Genomic DNA, 16,784 nt, shown 5'->3' with positions numbered 1-16,784 from the left:
CTTTCCGGACGTTCTCGGCTTTTACAACCGGCACCCCTCCCAGAGCAGGTTCTCCGTGATATCCACCGCTATTCGCGTCGCCCGGGTGGGCAGCGCGGCCGAGCTGGCCGCGGCGGCTCTCATGATGCTGGGCTTCCCGGCACTCATGCTGGCCGCGCTCGTCCCGAGCGTTCCCGCCTTCGCCGCCGCGGCCGCCGTGACGTACCTGGCGGACCACTATCTGCACCGCAAGGGCAGCTATCTGATCAACCGCCTCAGCAAGGTACGGGCCGGCCTGTCGATCCGCTTCCTGATCCGGCAGCTGCTGCTGATCCTGCTGCTGGCCCGGCTGTCCCTCGCGGACAACCTGATCTACTACGGCGCGATCGCCTGCTTCATCGCCTTCTACGGCCTCCAGGCCCCGCACGGCGCCCTGGTCACCCTGATCCGCAACCGCCGCCGTATGCCGGTCGCCACCCGCAACGTCGACCTGGCCTCGCGCATCCGCATCCCGGACGCCCCGCCGAAGAGGCTGCTGCACCGCTCCGCCGAGAAGATGCTCCACCTCGACCTCGCGGCCGTGGCCGGCATCCTCGTCTCCGCCGCCATGGACTCGGCCGCGTTCGGCTTCTACGGCATCGGCATCACCCTCGGCCTGAGCACCGGGTACGTCCTCAAGCTCGTCCCGTACGTCCGCGGTCACAAGACCCCGCCGAACGCCGAGAAGGTGCTGGACGCGGTCGACGAGTGGCTGCGCGAGTACCAGCCCGAGACGGTGCTGTACTTCTCCGGCTCCAAGGACTCCGCGTACCAGGTCAACATGTGGCTGGAGACCATGGAGCAGCTGGACTCCAGGCCACTGATCATCCTGCGCGAGCGGGTCATCCTGGCGAACCTGGCGCCCACCACGGTCCCCGTCATCTGCGTGCCCGGAGGGGTGCACCTGATGAACATGGACCTGTCCACGGTGCGCGTCACGCTGTACGCGGCGAACGTCGGCAAGAACATCCACATGCTGCGCGTGCCCACCATGAAGCACGTCTTCATCGGCCACGGCGACAGCGACAAGCTGGCCAGCGTCAACCCGTTCAGCAAGGTCTACGACGAGGTGTGGACCGCCGGTCGCGCGGGCCGCGACCGTTACGCCATCGCCGACGTCGGCGTCCGTGACGACGACATCGTCGAGGTCGGCCGCCCGCAGCTGGCGCCGATCCAGACCCGGCAGGGCGTTCCGGACGGCCGCACGCCGACGGTGCTGTACGCCCCCACCTGGGAGGGCTGGGACGACAACCCGGGCAACACCTCGATCCTGCTGGCCGGCGAGAACATCGTGAAGAGGCTGGTCAAGGCCGATCCGCCGGTCCGCGTCCTGTACAAGCCGCACCCCTTCACCGGCACCCGCAGCCCGCAGGCCAAGGCCGCCCACCAGCGCATCACCGCCCTGGTGCGGAAGGCCGCCGCCGAGCGCGCCACCGACTCCCGGTTCACGGCCGACACCGCCGCCCAGGACCGTGCCAATGAAGAGCTGGCCCGCATCGAGGCCCGCCTCGCCGAGCTGTCCGGCGGTGGCACCGAGAAGGGCGACGAGGCCGAGGCCACCCGCGACGGACTGGTCGACGTCGAGAAGCACCAGGAGATCGCCCGGCTGCGCGCCGAGTGGAACGACGCCTACTGGCGTTCCTTCCCCTCCTACGAGCACCGCGTCATCACGGGCGCCGAGCCGCGCCTGTACGACTGCTTCAACGTCTCGGACGCGATGGTCTCCGACATCTCCAGCGTGGTCTCCGACTTCATCGCGAGCGGCAAGCCGTACGCCGTCACCGACTCCGCCGAGCTCGGTGTGGAGGAGTTCAAGCGGCAGAACACCGCCGTGCGGGCCGCGGTGATCCTGTCCAACAGCGCGGCCGAGCTGGGCGGCCTGCTGGACGCCGTACGCGATCCCGCGTCCGACCCGCTGGCCGAGGACCGCGGTGAGCTCAAGCGGTACCTGCTGGGCCCGGACGAGCCGACGTCCATCGAGCAGTTCAACACCGCGGTGACGAACCTGGCGCTCAAGGCCGAGACGCGCAACGTCGGCCAGGAACGGGCCGCGGCCGGCACGGCGGAGGCCGAGGCGGAACTGGCGAACGCGGTGCCCGGGCAGCGGGCGTCGGCGGCCGGCGAGGCGGACGGCGTGACCGCGGGCTGACAGCTCTGGCCACAGGGCCCGGTCCTCGAGGGTGGTCCTCGAGGACCGGGCCCTTTTGCGTACGCCTGTTGTCCGCCGCTGTCGATTCCTGTCCGTTCGCCATGTGAACTGGGTCACGAAATGACGAGAGGCGAGCAACCGATTTCCCCGGTCATCCGTCTAGGAGGTTGCCATGAGGCGATACGGGGGAATATTTCCGTGACAAGGGGACAAGAGTGACCGTTGCGCAGCCTGATGTGACTGTGATCATCGGGGCGTACGAAGCGATGCCGTATCTGGTCGAGTGCCTGGCATCCGTGGAGGCACAGACCATCGACCCGAAGCGCATCGAGGTCCTCGCCGTCGACGACGGTTCGACGGACGGGACAGGGGAGTACCTGGAGGAGTTCGCGGCCCGCGCGGCCATGCCGGTGACGGTGATCCGGCAGGAGAACTCCGGCGGCCCCAGCGGCCCGCGCAACGTCGGCCTCGGCAAGGCCGCGGGGCGTTACGTCTTCTTCCTCGACGCCGACGACCGGCTCGGCCCCGAGGCCCTTCAGCGCATGGTCGCCATGGCCGACGAGCACGGCACGGACGTCGTCCTCGGCAAGGTCGAGGGCGTCAACCGCAGCGCGCCGAAGTCGATGTGGGGCAAGACCGTCGGGCGCACCGACGTCTTCTCCTCCAACATCAAGTTCACGCTGAGCGCGCAGAAGCTTTTTCGCCGCGAGCTCCTTGACCGGCACGGCATGCGCTTCGACGAGTCCCTGTTCACCGGCGAGGACGCGCTGTTCACGATGGAGGCCTACCTGCGGGCCGACGGCGTCTCCGTGGTCGCCGACCACACCTGCTACTACCTGGTGGGCCGCGACGACGGCAAGCACGTGACCAAGAGCGGCAGCTACGCCCTGCGCTTCGACTCCGCGCGCGCCCTGATGAAACTGATCGCGGACATGCTCCCCGCGGGCCCCAAGCGTGACGTGCTCATGGTCCGCCCGTTCCTGGTCACGCTGCTCCCGCAGTTCGGCCCCAAGTACGCCACGGACAGCGAAGAGGTCCGGCGGCACAAGTTCGAACTGGCGAAGCCGCTGATGAGGGCGTACTGGCACGAGGGCGTCGCCCGCCGCCTCAAGGTCCACGAGCGCCTGCGACTGCACCTGGTGGCCGCCGAGCGGCCCGACCTCCTCCTCGACGTGGTGAAGTTCGTCAAGGCCAAGAAGCAGGCCCCGGCCCTCATGGAGAAGAAGGGCCGCCGCCTCTACCTCGTCTACCCCCACTTCCGTAACCGCAAGGCGGGCATACCGGACTCCGTCTACCTCGCCGACGCACGCGAGGCCCGCGTCTTCCCGGGCTACCGCGACGACCCGCTCGACTCGTTCATGCAGCGGGCGGTCCGCAAGGCCCGCCGCATCCTGCCCTCACGCGACATGCGCACGGCGGCCTGACCCGGATCAGGTCTCCGCGGTGGGGTCCAGCTCAGGCACTTCCTCCACGGGCCCCCGCTGCCCGGGGAACTCCGCCGCGAGCCGCTCCGCCATCCGCGCCCGGTGCTCCCGCGCCGCCGAACACAGCGCCCGTACCGCCTCGTTGAAGCGCTCCTGCGACGCCGGTTCGTCCGGTCCCAGCAGGTGCCGCTTCAACTCGGCGCGCGCCTCGGCCAGTTCGTCGCGCTCCGGATTCCGTACGGCGTCCAGCAACCGGGGCACTCCCGCCGCGTCCGGCGCCAGTACGGTCGCCGCGCGCACCGTCGGGAAGGTCTCGCGGAACACCTCCTCCGTCAGCCCGCTGGTGTTGGCCACCGCATAGGGCTTGCCGCTCGCCAGGAAGTCGCTGACCACGCTCGACACATCGCTGATCAGCAGATCGGCCCGGTTGAAGCAGGCGTACAGCGTGGGCCGGACGTCCGTGACCACCTGGTGCTCCCACTCCGGCAGCGAGGCCCAGTACGCCTCCTCCCAGGCGGCCGTGGCCCGTGCCACCGCCTCGGCCCGCCCCGGCTCGGGCGCCGACTGCGACAGCATCCGTTCGACCTGGTCGGCAGCGGTGCGGTAGTCGGCCGTGGTGAGCCGGTCCAATTCGCCTGCTCGGAGGGCGAGTTCGCCGTCAGGGGCGGGTCGCTCACCGGTCCGCTCCCGGTTCGCCGCCCGGACCAGCTCCCGGATCCTGAGGTCCGCCGCCCCCGCCCGGGGATCGACGGAACCCGTCAGCGGATGCGGCTTGTACAGCAGCCGTACGCCGGGATCCGCCAGCAACGCCCGTACGAGGTTCTCGCCGGCCTCGATCACCGAGGTGTTGCCGGGGTTGCCGTCCCAGCCCTCCCAGGTCGGCGCGTACAGGACCGTGGCGACGTGTCCATCAGCGGCTCCGCCGCGGGGCCCGGTCGGCGGGCCCGCGTACGGCCGTACGGCATCCAGCTGCGGGCGGCCGATCTCCACCACGTCCTTGTCCTCGACGCCGACCTCGGCCGCCGCGTACCGCTCGCGCGCCGCGGGCCCTGCCACCCACACCTCGTCGTAGGCCTTCGCGTACGGGTTGCAGGACGACAGCTTGTCGCTCTCGCCGTGGTTGACGAAGGTGTGCTTGATCGTGGGGATGCGCAGCACCTGGGAGGTCTTGCCGGAGTTCGAGGGGTGGATCAGGGCCTGGAGCGTGGAGTGCTCCAGGCGCATCAGGGTGGAGACCTTCGGCAGGCACAGGACGGGAATGTCGGTCGCCGCGATCTTCTGCACCATGAAGCGCTCGCGCAGCACGATCAGCGGCCGTCCGTCCACGTTCGCGAGCGGCTCCAGCCACATGTTCGCCTGGTACGCCGACGACGCGCCGCCGGAGAAGTACAGGCCGACGGTGGGCTTGTACTCGGCGAGCCACGCGTCGAGCCAGTCCAGTACCTCCTGCTCGCTCGCCGGACGACGGCTCGGCAGCAGCCGTACGAGAAGGTCGTACAGGCCCTTCAGCGCCAGCCCGAGGGACACGGCGATCCCGAAGGCCGCGCAGCCGGGCTCGTCGGTGGCCGCCGTGGCCAGCAGTCCTGCCGTGGCGGGCAGACCGAAGACCAGCAGGCGGTGGCCGGGGCGGCGCAGCAGGAGGGGTGGGGCGGGGGACAGGCGCAGCGCGGAGGCGTCGATGTTCCGGGTGACGACCGGCAGGGTGCGGGTGCGGCGGACCAGGACCGAGACCGCCTGGATCGCGCAGTGCAGCGCGTAGAAGACGAGCAGCCCGACGACGAGCGGGGCGTACGCCGTCTCCCGGTCCTGGCCGCCCAGTCGCAGCAGGCCCACGACCAGCAGCAGGTCGCGCAGCACGTGCCGCACGCTGAGATCGGCGTGCGACTTGGCGAACAGCGACACCATGCTGCGCTGCCACCGGTACAGGACACCCTCGACGGCCAGCGAGGCGACCGTCGCGGCCAGCAGCGACGGGACGTGCGGGCGAAGGGCCGCCATGGCCTGGACGGCGAACGCGGCCGCGAGAACGGCCGCGACGAGCGCCCTGACCAAGGTCTGCCGGAGGGGGAGGGGAACAGGCACTGCGGTCACTCCAAGGTCGGCGCAGGACGTCGTGCGTCCGGGTTAACGCACGCCGACCACCGGACGACACGCACGTGTCCAGGGAGTTGGAGTGACTGCGGGGGTTAGGGCGTCTCGAGCGCTACCCCCGCCCCGACTGAATCACCTTCCGGATCGGCCGCCCCACGATCCGCCGCGCCCGGCGGTACACGGACGCCGACGGCACTGGCGCGGCCGGTGCCTTGGCGTCGGACTTCACCCGCGCCAGCTCCCGCTTCAGCTTCGTGTTGTCCTTGGACAGTTCGTCGATACGGCTGTACAGCCAGCCGAACCGCGTGGTGAGGGAGATGAGGTCGGTGTCGTTCCAGGGGCGGATGCCGGCCGGGAAGGCCAGCGACCCCATGCGCTGCTCGAAGGCCGCGCCGCCGTCGCCGTGCGTGAAGGTGTTCTCCAGACCGTTCTTGTCCAGGAACGCGGTGAACCGCTCGAAGCGCTCGTGGTGACCGCTGATCAGCCCGGTGAAGTCGGCCTCCTCGTACAGCCGCGCCGGGTCGCTGTCCTCGGGGTTCTCGGACAGCCCGTCGATCAGTCGGTGCGGGATGTCGAAGTAGCGGCACAGCTCCAGCGTCCGCGAGTCGCCGCACAGCACGGTCGCGGGCGTGCCCGCCAGCAGCGCCGCGATGTTGCCGTGGATGCGCGAGCCGAAGGAGAAGTCGAAGCCGCGCAGATCGTCGATCCAGGTGACGGGGTCGATGTAGACCCGGGCCTTGCCCTCCCGGTACATCGGGTGGTCGGGGTGCGTCGGCATCGCCGTCACCCGGCCGTTCGGGTCCGACAGGTCCCGCCAGTGCAGCTGCCGTGCGTCACTGAGGTTCTGGCCGATGAAGCGCAGATGCGGGTAGCGCTCGTGGGTACGGCGGATGATCCGGTCCAGGCCCTGCTTCTGCACCGCGTTGTGCGAGCCGTTGACCGCGATCCGGGACGCGGCGGTCAGCCCCGGCGCCCGCTTGTGTACGGCGAGTTCCTTTCCGTACAGGAACAGAGACGGGCAGCCGATCACCTCGACGTCCCTGAAGCCCATGTCCTTCAGGTACCTCTCGGTGAACTCGCCCCGCACCCCGATCGAGGCGCTGCGGTCGAGCACCGCGGAGACGAACTCGCGCACGGCCGGCTCCATGGGCTTCAGCCGCGCCGGGTTGTAGTCCAGCCCGGCCTGCGCGCCGACCCCGAGCACCACGACCGGGATCCGCAGCTTGCCGATCAGCCGTGTCAGCCGCTTCAGCTGCGGCTCGAACGACGGCCGGAAGGCATTGGCCAGCGGCACCACGAAGGCGTCGTACTGCTCGTTGATCCGCCCCGCCGCGGCCACGTCGGTCCGAATGCCGTTCGAGACCACCTCCGCGCGCGGAGTCTCGAGGATCTTGTGGGCGGCGTCACTGAAGATCAGGTTGCCGGAGTTGGTGGCGATGACATCCCGGTGGAGGGCTTCCTCGACGGGAACGACGTCGTAGGGGCTCTTCCCCGATCTGAGGAGAATCCGCTTCGCGCGGTGAACATTCTGTGACACATCCTTCAACTTAAGTTTTGCCAGACTTTGATTTCTATAAGCAACCAGTACAACCTTTTTGCCGTATGCGAAGCGTGAGCAGCGAGTCACCTCCTGGTGTCCGGGGACTGAAACCGACGCGCGCCGCCGGACCCCCGTCGCGTAGATTGCGGACGGGGTGGCCCGAGTGACGCGAGGGGACGGAAGACCAAGGTGGCAGGGGTAAGGCAGGCCGTGCGCGAGGCCCGCAGGATCGTCGTCAAAGTGGGTTCCTCGTCGCTGACGACCGCCTCGGGCGGTCTGGACGCCGACCGCGTCGACGCGCTCGTCGACGTCCTCGCCAAGAGCCGCAGCGGCGGCGAGAAGGAGATCGTGCTGGTCTCCTCCGGCGCCATCGCGGCCGGGCTCGCACCGCTGGGCCTGCGCCGCCGCCCCAGGGACCTCGCCCGCCAGCAGGCCGCCGCCAGCGTCGGCCAGGGCCTGCTCGTGGCCCGCTACACCGCCTCCTTCGCGCGCTACGGCGTCCGGGTCGGCCAGGTGCTGCTGACCTCCGACGACATGAGCCGCCGCGCCCACCACCGCAACGCCTCCCGCACCCTCGACAAGCTGCTGGCGATGGGCGCCTGCCCGATCGTCAACGAGAACGACACCGTCGCCACCGACGAGATCCGCTTCGGCGACAACGACCGCCTCGCCGCCCTCGTCGCCCACCTCGTCCACGCCGACCTGCTCGTCCTGCTGTCCGACGTGGACGGCGTGTACGACGGCGACCCCAGCAAGCCGGGCACCTCGCGGATCGCTCAGGTGCGGGAGCCCGCCGACCTCTCCGGTGTGGACATCGGCAGCGCCGGGAAGGCCGGCGTCGGCACCGGCGGCATGGTCACCAAGGTCGAGGCGGCCCGGATCGCGGCCGCCGCCGGCATCCCCGTGGTGCTGACCAGCGCCGTCCACGCGGCCGACGCGCTGTCCGGCAAGGACACCGGCACCTACTTCCACCCCGCCGGCAAGCGGTCCGCCGACCGGCTGCTGTGGCTCCAGCACGCGTCCACCCCGCAGGGCTCGCTGACGCTGGACGACGGCGCGGTGCACGCGGTCGTGCAGCGCCGCAAGTCGCTGCTGCCGGCCGGAATCGCCTCCGTCGAGGGCGAGTTCGTCGCGGGCGACCCGGTCGAACTGCGCGACGGCGAGGGGCACGCGGTGGCCCGCGGGCTGGTCAACTTCGACGCCAAGGAGATCCCGCGGCTGATCGGCCGCTCGACCCGGGAACTGGCCCGCGAGCTCGGCCCGGCGTACGAACGCGAGGTCGTGCACCGCGACGATCTGGTGATCCTGCACCCCTGAAGGCCCGCGGCCCGGCCCGGTCCGGGACACCCGAAAACGGGGTGAACGCCCCGACACGGTCGTCGCCCTGAGGTGGACGTTCCGCAAAACCGCCACACGAGCCCTTGCGGCCTGCTCAACTTTGTCTCAGGGAGACGTTCCCTACGAGCACCACTCGACCTGTGCGTAAAGGAGGCCGTCGTGAGACGAGTGCGCCCTGGGGCGGCGGCGTCCCGCGGTGGTGCCGGTGGCGCCTCCTCGCGCGTGGCCGGCGAGGAGCGTGCCCTGACCAGCGTCGCGGCCGGCGACCGCTACGAGGGCGGGGAACCCGAGGACCTGCCCCGCCTGTGGCACGTCACCCTGAGCGTCTCCGGCGACGAGGCCCCGCTCAAGGAGGTCCGGCGCGCCCTCGAACAGCTCGCCCACGACCACCCCTTCCTCCTGACCAGCAGATACGCGAACGACCACGCCGAGATCCGGTACTGGGAAGAGGCCCGCGACCTGCACGACGCGGCAGCCGTCGCCCTGCGCCTGTGGGGCGAGCACCGCCAGAGCGCGGGACTCCCGCCCTGGGAGATCGTCGGCCTGGAGGTCATCGACCGCCAGACCTACCACCAGCGCATCTCGGAGGGGTACGGTCCGGCGCCTGCCACGCCGGTAGGGGTGCACCCGTTCTGACAGGAGCACGGACCGTAACCATCAATTGAGGAACCCCCGCGGCGAGCACCACGTCCGCGAGCGGCGCCGGTTCAGGCGCAAAGGGCAGTCTCGGGGTGTGGAAGCCCGGTGAACGTACCCGTCCGGCGCACTACGCTTCCCTACATGACCACGCTTTCGCCGTACGACTCCATGTCCCCGGTCACCCGGGCCGCCTACCGCGCCAAGGCCGCCGCCGCCGACCTCGCCCCGCTGCCCAGGGCCGAGAAGGACGACGCGCTGCAAGCCATCGCGGACGCGCTGGAGGTCCGGACGGCCGAGATCGTCGAGGCCAACGCCAAGGACATCGCCAAGGCCCGCGAGGCCGGCACCAGCGAGGCCATCATCGACCGGCTGACCCTGACCCCGGAGCGGGTCCGGGCCATCGCCTCCGACGTCCGGGACGTCGTCGCGCTGCCCGACCCGGTCGGCGAGGTCGTCCGCGGCTCCACCCTCCCGAACGGCATCGACCTGCGCCAGGTCCGCGTCCCGCTCGGCGTCGTCGGGATCATCTACGAGGCCCGCCCGAACGTCACCGTCGACGCCGCCGCCCTGTGCCTGAAGGCCGGCAACGCCGTGCTGCTGCGCGGCTCGGCCTCGGCGTACGAGTCGAACACCGCCCTGGTCCGGGTGATCCGCGACGCCGTCGGCGGGGCCGGGCTGCCCGCCGACGCCGTCCAGCTGGTGCCCGGGGAGAGCCGCGAGAGCGTGCGCGAGCTGATGCGGGCCCGCGGCCTGGTCGACGTGCTCATCCCGCGCGGCGGCGCCTCCCTGATCCAGACCGTCGTCACCGAGTCCGCCGTCCCGGTCATCGAGACCGGCACCGGCAACTGCCACGTCTACGTCGACGCCAACGCCGACCTCGACATGGCCCTCGACATCCTGATCAACTCCAAGGCGCAGCGGCCGAGCGTGTGCAACGCCGCCGAGACGCTCCTGGTCCACCAGGACATCGCCCCGGTGTTCCTGCCCCGCGCCCTGGACGCCCTCGCGGAGGCGGGCGTGACCGTGCACGCCGACGAGCGGGTGCTGGCGTACGCCAAGGACTCCAAGGCCACCGTCGTCGAGGCCACGCCGGAGGACTGGGAGACCGAGTACCTCTCCTACGACATCGCCGCCGCGGTCGTCGACTCCCTCGACAAGGCCGTCGAACACATCCGCCTGTGGACCTCCGGCCACACCGAGGCCATCGTGACGACCTCGCAGCAGGCCGCCCGCCGCTTCACCCAGCTGGTCGATTCCACGACGGTCGCCGTGAACGCCTCCACCCGGTTCACGGACGGCGGCCAGTTCGGCTTCGGCGCGGAGATCGGCATCTCGACGCAGAAGCTGCACGCCCGCGGTCCGATGGGCCTTCCCGAGCTGACCAGCACGAAGTACATCGTCACGGGTGACGGGCACGTACGGCGCTGAGGCGCACCAGGAGTCGTACGGCGGGCTCGCGCGACGTGTCGTCCATATGTCGTCCGCGTCTCAACCACGGATGAATTTCCATACCGTCTGCCCAAAATGACCCCCCAGGTCTACTCTGGATCCGTGCCGGAGGACGTGGGGGGCACGCCGTTCCCTGACGGCTGGGAGCCCGACGACGACCACGACCGCGGGGTGTCGGACGAAGAGTTCGCCTCCGTGGTCTTCGACGAGGCCTTCGTACGGGCGGCCGTGGTGCACGAGCCGACCGCCGTCGAACGCCTCCTGGCCGCCGCCCAGGCGAGAGCGGAGGCCTCCGAGGCCGAGGCCCGCCGCGCGCACGGCAGGGGCGAGCGCTACGAGGACGGGTACGAGCCCACTCGGTTCGGCCATGATCGCGACCTCGACGACCTGGACGACGCCGACATCCTCGAAGGCCGCTACGGCGCCCCCGGGACGTACGGCAAGCAGGTCCGCTGGCACCGCCCCGTCGCCTGGATGCTCGCCCTCGTGATGGGGATCGGCATGGTCGCGCTGGCCTTCGCGGCGGTGTACCGGAGTGCCTCCTCCGGTGGCCGCGCCCCGGCTCCGCCGCCCGCCTCGACCGGCGTCGAACAGGGCACGTCGGCGGCGCCCTCCGCCTCGGCCGACTACTCCCAGCCGGCCGTGTCGGCGGTCCCGCGCACGCCCTGAGCACCGGCCCGTACGCCCTGAGCAGTGGCCCGTGGCTGGTTGCCGATCCTGTTGAGAACCTGTCAGAACTTGTCGTGTACCAGGGCGTTTACCCGAGCCCCCCGCGACCTACTCTGAAGATATGGGAGGGCCTGGAAACCCACCCGAGGGCACACCCGAGGGCGGCCCCGGAGGTGGCGAGGACGAGTACCGATCCGTCGTCTTCGACGAGTCGTTCGTCCGTGCTGCCCGCCTCCAGGAGTACTCCGCCGAGGAGCGCATCGCCGACCACGCGCCCGCCGTGCGCCGCCGCCCGCCGCTGCGCCGCGGGCTGTCCCGTCAGGCACTGGTGCTGGTCCTGCTGATCGCCGTCGCCTTCGGCACCGCGATCTACATGGGCGTACGGCACCCCTACCAGGAGCCCGCCGCCGGGCAGCCCGCCGAGCCGCTGCGGATGACCGTCATCCCGCTCGCCCCGCAGGGAAAGGTGCCCGGGCACACCGACCCCGAGTACCTGTACGCGCACAGCCCCGCCGCGCAGTACCGCATCGGCGCCGAGGGCATTCCGCTGCCCGCCTCCCGGCGCACCGAGCACTTCTCGGACAGCCAGGTGGTGGCCGCCCTGACCACCGCCAAGGACTACATCGTCCGGTCCTCGCTCTACCCGGAGGTCCTCATCGGCGAGCAGGTCCGTCCCGTGCGGGTCCTGCTCGACACGGACCAACTCGACCAGTTCGACCAGAGCTTCGACCATCCGGCCGCCGACGGCCGGCACGCCCCGACCGGATGGCTGGTTCGCTTCGACCCGGCCGAGGCGGAACTCGCCGACCGCAGGATCCGGGTCCAGGGCACCCTCCAGGCCGCCGAGACCGACTCGTCCACGCTGGAGGTCACCGCGGACCACACCTTCGTGTACGCGCTGCGCCCGGCCGGCGCCGACGACAAGGCCGAGGCCTCCCTGTTCACCGTCCGACGCGAGCTGCACTTCCGCTTCGACCGCGACGACCTGCGCCTGAACACGGCCCAGCTCGTCGTCGCCTACGTCCAGGCCGGGCCCCTGTCCTGCGCCGAGGACTCCACGAACCGTCTGCGGCCCCTGCTCGCCGGCCAGACCGCGAAGGCGGGCGGCCCGGCCGGGACGGACCCGTACGCGACGGGCGGCGCGACGGCGCTGTGCGGGTCGCTGGCCACGAGCGCACAGCCGAAGGCGTGAATCCTCGCGTCTGCTCTGATCCCCGGGCGCGTCAGGTCTGATCCCCCGGCGTCAGTCGTCGTCCCGCGGCGGCGTGTCCGTCGGCGGCTCGTCCTTGGGCGGAGCCGACTGGGTGAAGCCGCCGAACCCGCGCCGCACCCGGCCGCCCAGGTCCCCGGCCCCGCCGGCGATGTCGCTGACCAGCTTCATCAGCGGGTCCTTGGAGCTCTTGACGTGCGTGGCGTAGTGCGACGCCGACTCCCGGAAGGAGTCCGTGACCGAGGTGTCCTTGTCCTCGGTGCGCCGCGGGTAGTGGCCATCCATGATCCGCTGGTAGTCCCGCGACTCGGCCCACTTCTTCAGCTCGGCCGCCCGGATGGTGGCGAAGGGGTGGGAGCGCGGCAGCACGTTCATGATCTTCAGCACGGAGTCGCGCAGGTCGCCCCCGGCCTCGTACTCCTCGGCCTGCTTGAGGAACGCGTCCACGTTCATCTCGTGCAGGTGGTTGCCGCCGGCAAGCTTCATCAGGCCGCGCATCGAGGCCTCCAGGTCCTGGCCCACCAGCAGACCCGCGCGGTCCGCGGACAGCTCCGATTTGCGGAACCACTCGCGCAGCGCCGTCACGATCGCCATGATCGCGATGTTGCCCAGCGGGATCCAGGCCACCCTGAGGGCGAGGCTGGTCAGGAACAGCAGGATCGTGCGGTACACGGAGTGGCCGGACAGGGCGTGCCCCACCTCGTGGCCGACGACCGCCCGCATCTCCTCCTCGTCGAGCAGTTCGACCAGGCCCGTGGTGACCACGATGATCGGCTCGTCCAGGCCGATGCACATCGCGTTCGGCTGCGGGTCCTGGCTGACGTACATCGGCGGGACCTTCTCCAGGTCCAGGATGTAGCAGGCGTCCCGCAGCATGTCGTTGAGGTGCGCGAACTGCTGGTCGGAGACGCGCACCGAGTCGGACAGGAACAGCAGCCGGAGACTGCGTTCGGGAAGCAGACCGCTGAGCGCCTTGAAAACCGTGTCGAAGCCGCTCAGCTTGCGCAGCGCCACCAGGGCGGAGCGGTCGGCCGGATGCTCGTACGCACGTGAGGAGATCCCCGGGAAGCGCCTGCGCTGCCTGCTCGGCACGTTCTCGTGCCCGTTCTGCTCGTGGCCGTCGGACATGTCTTCCCCCATGTGCGTTGTGTGGCCCTTTGCGGACCCTTGTGCGGTCCTTTGCGCCCCCGAAGCAGTGCCCAGCCTAGGCGGAGATACCGTGGACGGGCACTACAGCGAAGGAGTTCCGCGCCATGGAGCACAACCCCGGACCCACCTGGCTCACCGAGGCCGCGAGCGCCGCCGAGCGGCAAGGGCCGGGGAATCTGCTCCGGGTCGTCCTGATCGTGATGGTGCTGGGCTGTGTGCTGACCGCGTGGTTCCTGCTGCGGGGTTACAGGCGGAAAGACGACTGAGGGCAAGGGAAGGTTCCCCGGAGCCTCCCCGAGGGTGGAGTCGGCGTGATCGCTCTTGCGGCCCCCGCTTACCATGAGCCGACGTCTTTATCCCGCCCACACCGGATAGGTCCTGCCGAAGATGAGCTTCCACAGCACCGCAGCCCAGTTGGTCACCCTCGCCGCCGAGGGCGAGGAGCACGGCGGCAACCACGAGAGCCTCAACCCCTGGGTGACCGGCGGCGGCGCCTTCCTCATCCTGATGCTTCTGCTGTGGATCACCACTCGTTTCAACCGCGACCGCTGAGCCACTCCGGCCGTCCGGCAGGGGCCGCGGGCCGGGCCGTCCGGGGATCTGTCGGCCGGAGTCCTCAGGCCGGGCCGGTAGGGTCTGCACGCATGGGAGAGCAGGACATGCCTACCGGTCCGGCGAAAGAGACGCCGAGCAGCCCGGGCAACGGCCCGTCGAACCCCGGCAAGCGCCGTCTCGGCGTCATGGGCGGGACGTTCGACCCGATCCACCACGGGCACCTCGTGGCGGCCAGCGAGGTCGCCGCGCAGTTCCACCTGGACGAGGTGGTGTTCGTCCCGACCGGCCAGCCGTGGCAGAAGACCCACCGCAAGGTCTCCCCGGCCGAGGACCGCTACCTGATGACGGTCATCGCGACCGCCGAGAACCCGCAGTTCTCGGTGAGCCGCATCGACATCGACCGCGGCGGCCCGACCTACACCACGGACACCTTGCGCGACCTGAAGGCGCTCAGCCCCGACACCGACCTCTTCTTCATCACCGGCGCCGACGCCCTCGGCCAGATCCTCACCTGGCGGGACACGGAGGAGCTGTTCTCCCTCGCGCACTTCATCGGGGTCACCCGGCCGGGCCACGTCCTGTCCGACCCCGGCCTCCCGGAGGGCGGTGTCTCGCTCGTCGAGGTCCCCGCCCTCGCCATCTCCTCCACCGACTGCCGTGCGAGAGTCGCCAAGGGCGAACCCGTCTGGTATCTGGTGCCGGACGGAGTCGTGCGCTACATCGACAAGCGCGAGCTGTACCGCGGCGAGTGAGCCGAGAGGGGCACCGGTGAACGACCGATACGACGTGGGATACGGCGGCCGGCACGACGACCCGTACGAGCTCGTCGGCTACGACGAGTACGGCCGGCCTGTGTACCAGCAGGCCGCGCCGCAACAGCAGGCACCGCAGCAGCCGTATGACCCGTACGCGCAGCAGCAGGGCTACGGATACGACCCGTACGCCACCGGCGGGCAGCAGCCGCCGTCGTACGACCCCTACGGCACCGGTCAGCAGGCCCCCGTGCCGCCCTACGACCCGTACGGCACCGGTGCGCAGCAGTCCGGGGGGCCGGCACCGTCGTACGACCCCTACGGCCAGAGCGCCGCCAGTGGCCAGCAGCCCCGTGTCGCCGAGCAGACCGCCTACATCCCGCAGCAGGCCGGACCGGCCGAGCAGCCGCGGCAGACCGAGGCTCCTGCCAGGGACAACAACCGCGCCGAGCCCCAACGGGAGTACCACACCGAGCAGTTCTCCTTCGTCGAGGAGCCCGACGGCGACTCCGAGGACGTCATCGACTGGCTGAACTTCACGGAGAACCGCACCGAGCGCCGCGAGGAGGCCAAGCGGCGCGCCCGCAGCCGCCTCATCGCCCTCACCGTGGTCCTGGCGCTGGTCGCGGTCGGCGGCGTCGGTTACCTCTGGTACGCCGGGAAGCTGCCCGGCCTGTCCTCGTCCGACGCGAAGACCGGAACCGCGACGGCCGCGGGCGCCCAGAAACGCGACGTGATCGTCGTCCACCTGCACAACACCGCGCAGGGCGGCACCTCCACGGCACTGCTCGTCGACAACACCACCACCAAGCAGGGCACCACCGTCCTGCTGCCCAACTCCCTCGTCCTGACGGACGACGACGGCAACACGACCACCCTCGCCAAGTCGGTCGACGACGACGGCTCCTCCGGTACGCGCGACGCGATCGACACCGTCCTCGGCACCGACATCGAGGGCACCTGGCGCCTGGACACCCCCTACCTGCAGAACCTGGTCGACCTCGTCGGCAACATCGAGGTCGACACCGACGCCGACGTGCCCGACCCGAAGGCCAAGAAGGGCGAGGCACCCCTGGTCAGCAAGGGCAAGGCCCAGACGCTCAGCGGCAAGATGGCCGTGGCCTACGCCACGTACCGCGCCCCCGGGGAGGCCCAGAACGCCCAGCTGGAGCGGTTCGGTCAGGTCATGCAGGGCGTGATGCGCAAGCTGTCCTCCGACGCGCAGGGCGCGACCGTCACCGTGCAGACGCTGGGGCAGATCATCGAGCCGCCGCTGACCGACAAGGACCTCGGCACCTTCCTCGCCAAGCTCGCCGACCTCGCCAAGGGCGGCGACTACAAGACCGCGCTGCTGCCCGTCCAGGCCGACGGCACGCTGAACACCGAGGCCAGCGCCGGTGTGGTCAAGGACGTGCTGGGCGGCACCGCGAAGAGCCCCGACAAGGACGCGGCCGTCAGCGTGTCCGTCCAGAACGCCAGCGGCGTCAGGGACAACACCGAACAGGCCCGCGTGGTGCTCCTCAACGGCGGCTTCACCTTCCTGGAGGGCGGCACGGCGTCCGCCGCGCAGTCCACGTCGAAGGTCCTCTACGGCGACGCCGCCGACAAGGAGAACGCCACCGAGGTCGCCAAGACCCTGGGCCTGCCCGACAGCGCCGTGACCAAGGGCACGGTCTCCGCGAACGCGGACGTGGCGGTGGTTCTGGGCCGGGACTACAAGCCCTCGGATTCATAGCCCGGGGCGCACCCCACGTGTGATCCATCAATCGCGTGGGGTGCCCTCGGCGGTCCGTGAGACCCT

14 protein-coding genes are annotated in these 16,784 nt (G+C 70.5%); 11 read left to right on the top strand and 3 right to left on the bottom strand.

The annotated features are described in order from the left end of the window. Positions 1-85: 85 nt before the first annotated feature. Together ABT063_RS36505 and ABT063_RS36500 are read left to right on the top strand one after the other, a co-directional pair. Positions 86-2,167 (top strand): CDP-glycerol glycerophosphotransferase family protein, encoded by a 2,082-nt coding sequence (locus ABT063_RS36505; RefSeq protein ID WP_351064570.1) that lies wholly within the window; start codon positions 86-88, stop codon positions 2,165-2,167. 215 nt (positions 2,168-2,382) lie between these two features. Beyond that, positions 2,383-3,591: a glycosyltransferase family 2 protein gene (locus ABT063_RS36500; RefSeq protein ID WP_351064548.1), complete on the top strand. Its 1,209-nt coding sequence runs from the start codon at positions 2,383-2,385 to the stop codon at positions 3,589-3,591. Positions 3,592-3,597: 6 nt separating this feature from the next. Here ABT063_RS36500 and ABT063_RS36495 read toward each other — a convergent pair whose 3' ends face one another. After that, positions 3,598-5,589 carry a CDP-glycerol glycerophosphotransferase family protein gene (locus ABT063_RS36495; RefSeq protein ID WP_351064568.1) on the bottom strand — a complete coding sequence of 664 codons (1,992 nt, stop codon included), beginning with the start codon at positions 5,587-5,589 and terminating at the stop codon, positions 3,598-3,600. A gap of 205 nt (positions 5,590-5,794) precedes the next feature. Further along, positions 5,795-7,219, bottom strand: coding sequence for a polysaccharide pyruvyl transferase family protein (locus ABT063_RS36490; protein ID WP_351064547.1), 1,425 nt, complete (start codon positions 7,217-7,219; stop codon positions 5,795-5,797). Positions 7,220-7,432: 213 nt separating this feature from the next. Here ABT063_RS36490 and proB point away from each other — a divergent pair, with 213 nt between their 5' ends. The 5 genes from proB to ABT063_RS36465 all read left to right on the top strand — a co-directional run bounded on the left by proB (position 7,433) and on the right by ABT063_RS36465 (position 12,509). Then, positions 7,433-8,539 carry a glutamate 5-kinase gene (gene proB, locus ABT063_RS36485; RefSeq protein WP_351064566.1) on the top strand — a complete coding sequence of 369 codons (1,107 nt, stop codon included), beginning with the start codon at positions 7,433-7,435 and terminating at the stop codon, positions 8,537-8,539. Positions 8,540-8,728: 189 nt separating this feature from the next. Then, positions 8,729-9,196, top strand: coding sequence for a DUF8830 family protein (locus tag ABT063_RS36480; RefSeq protein WP_351064565.1), 468 nt, complete (start codon positions 8,729-8,731; stop codon positions 9,194-9,196). 144 nt (positions 9,197-9,340) lie between these two features. Next, on the top strand, positions 9,341-10,627 hold the full coding sequence (locus ABT063_RS36475) for a glutamate-5-semialdehyde dehydrogenase (RefSeq protein ID WP_351064545.1): 1,287 nt from the start codon (positions 9,341-9,343) through the stop codon (positions 10,625-10,627). Between the two features lie 123 nt (positions 10,628-10,750). Further along, on the top strand, positions 10,751-11,317 hold the full coding sequence (locus ABT063_RS36470) for an SCO2584 family spore wall biosynthesis protein (RefSeq protein ID WP_502990951.1): 567 nt from the start codon (positions 10,751-10,753) through the stop codon (positions 11,315-11,317). Positions 11,318-11,438: 121 nt separating this feature from the next. Next, positions 11,439-12,509, top strand: coding sequence for an SCO2583 family membrane protein (locus ABT063_RS36465; RefSeq protein WP_351064541.1), 1,071 nt, complete (start codon positions 11,439-11,441; stop codon positions 12,507-12,509). A gap of 51 nt (positions 12,510-12,560) precedes the next feature. Here ABT063_RS36465 and ABT063_RS36460 read toward each other — a convergent pair whose 3' ends face one another. After that, the gene (locus tag ABT063_RS36460; RefSeq protein ID WP_502990950.1) at positions 12,561-13,667 is read right to left on the bottom strand and encodes a M48 family metallopeptidase; all 1,107 of its coding nucleotides are present in this window, start codon (positions 13,665-13,667) and stop codon (positions 12,561-12,563) included. A gap of 113 nt (positions 13,668-13,780) precedes the next feature. Here ABT063_RS36460 and ABT063_RS36455 point away from each other — a divergent pair, with 113 nt between their 5' ends. From ABT063_RS36455 to ABT063_RS36440, 4 genes are all read left to right on the top strand, one after another. Continuing rightward, a complete protein-coding gene (locus ABT063_RS36455) occupies positions 13,781-13,942 on the top strand; it encodes a hypothetical protein (RefSeq protein ID WP_351064539.1) in 162 nt (53 codons plus the stop codon). 121 nt (positions 13,943-14,063) lie between these two features. Beyond that, on the top strand, positions 14,064-14,228 hold the full coding sequence (locus ABT063_RS36450) for a hypothetical protein (RefSeq protein WP_351064538.1): 165 nt from the start codon (positions 14,064-14,066) through the stop codon (positions 14,226-14,228). Positions 14,229-14,320: 92 nt separating this feature from the next. Beyond that, entirely contained in the window at positions 14,321-14,983 is a 663-nt protein-coding gene (nadD, locus tag ABT063_RS36445) for a nicotinate-nucleotide adenylyltransferase (RefSeq protein ID WP_351064536.1), read from the top strand. A gap of 16 nt (positions 14,984-14,999) precedes the next feature. After that, complete coding sequence (locus ABT063_RS36440; RefSeq protein ID WP_351064534.1) at positions 15,000-16,718, top strand: LCP family protein; 1,719 nt, start codon at positions 15,000-15,002, stop codon at positions 16,716-16,718. The last annotated feature ends 66 nt before the right edge of the window (positions 16,719-16,784 follow it).

It is taken from the genome of Streptomyces sp. NPDC002838, assembly GCF_040295365.1.
In the GTDB taxonomy this organism is placed as follows: Bacteria; Actinomycetota; Actinomycetes; order Streptomycetales; family Streptomycetaceae; genus Streptomyces.
The sequence above is the reverse complement of the archived record's forward strand: the minus strand, read 5'-3'. Positions and strand labels throughout refer to the sequence as shown.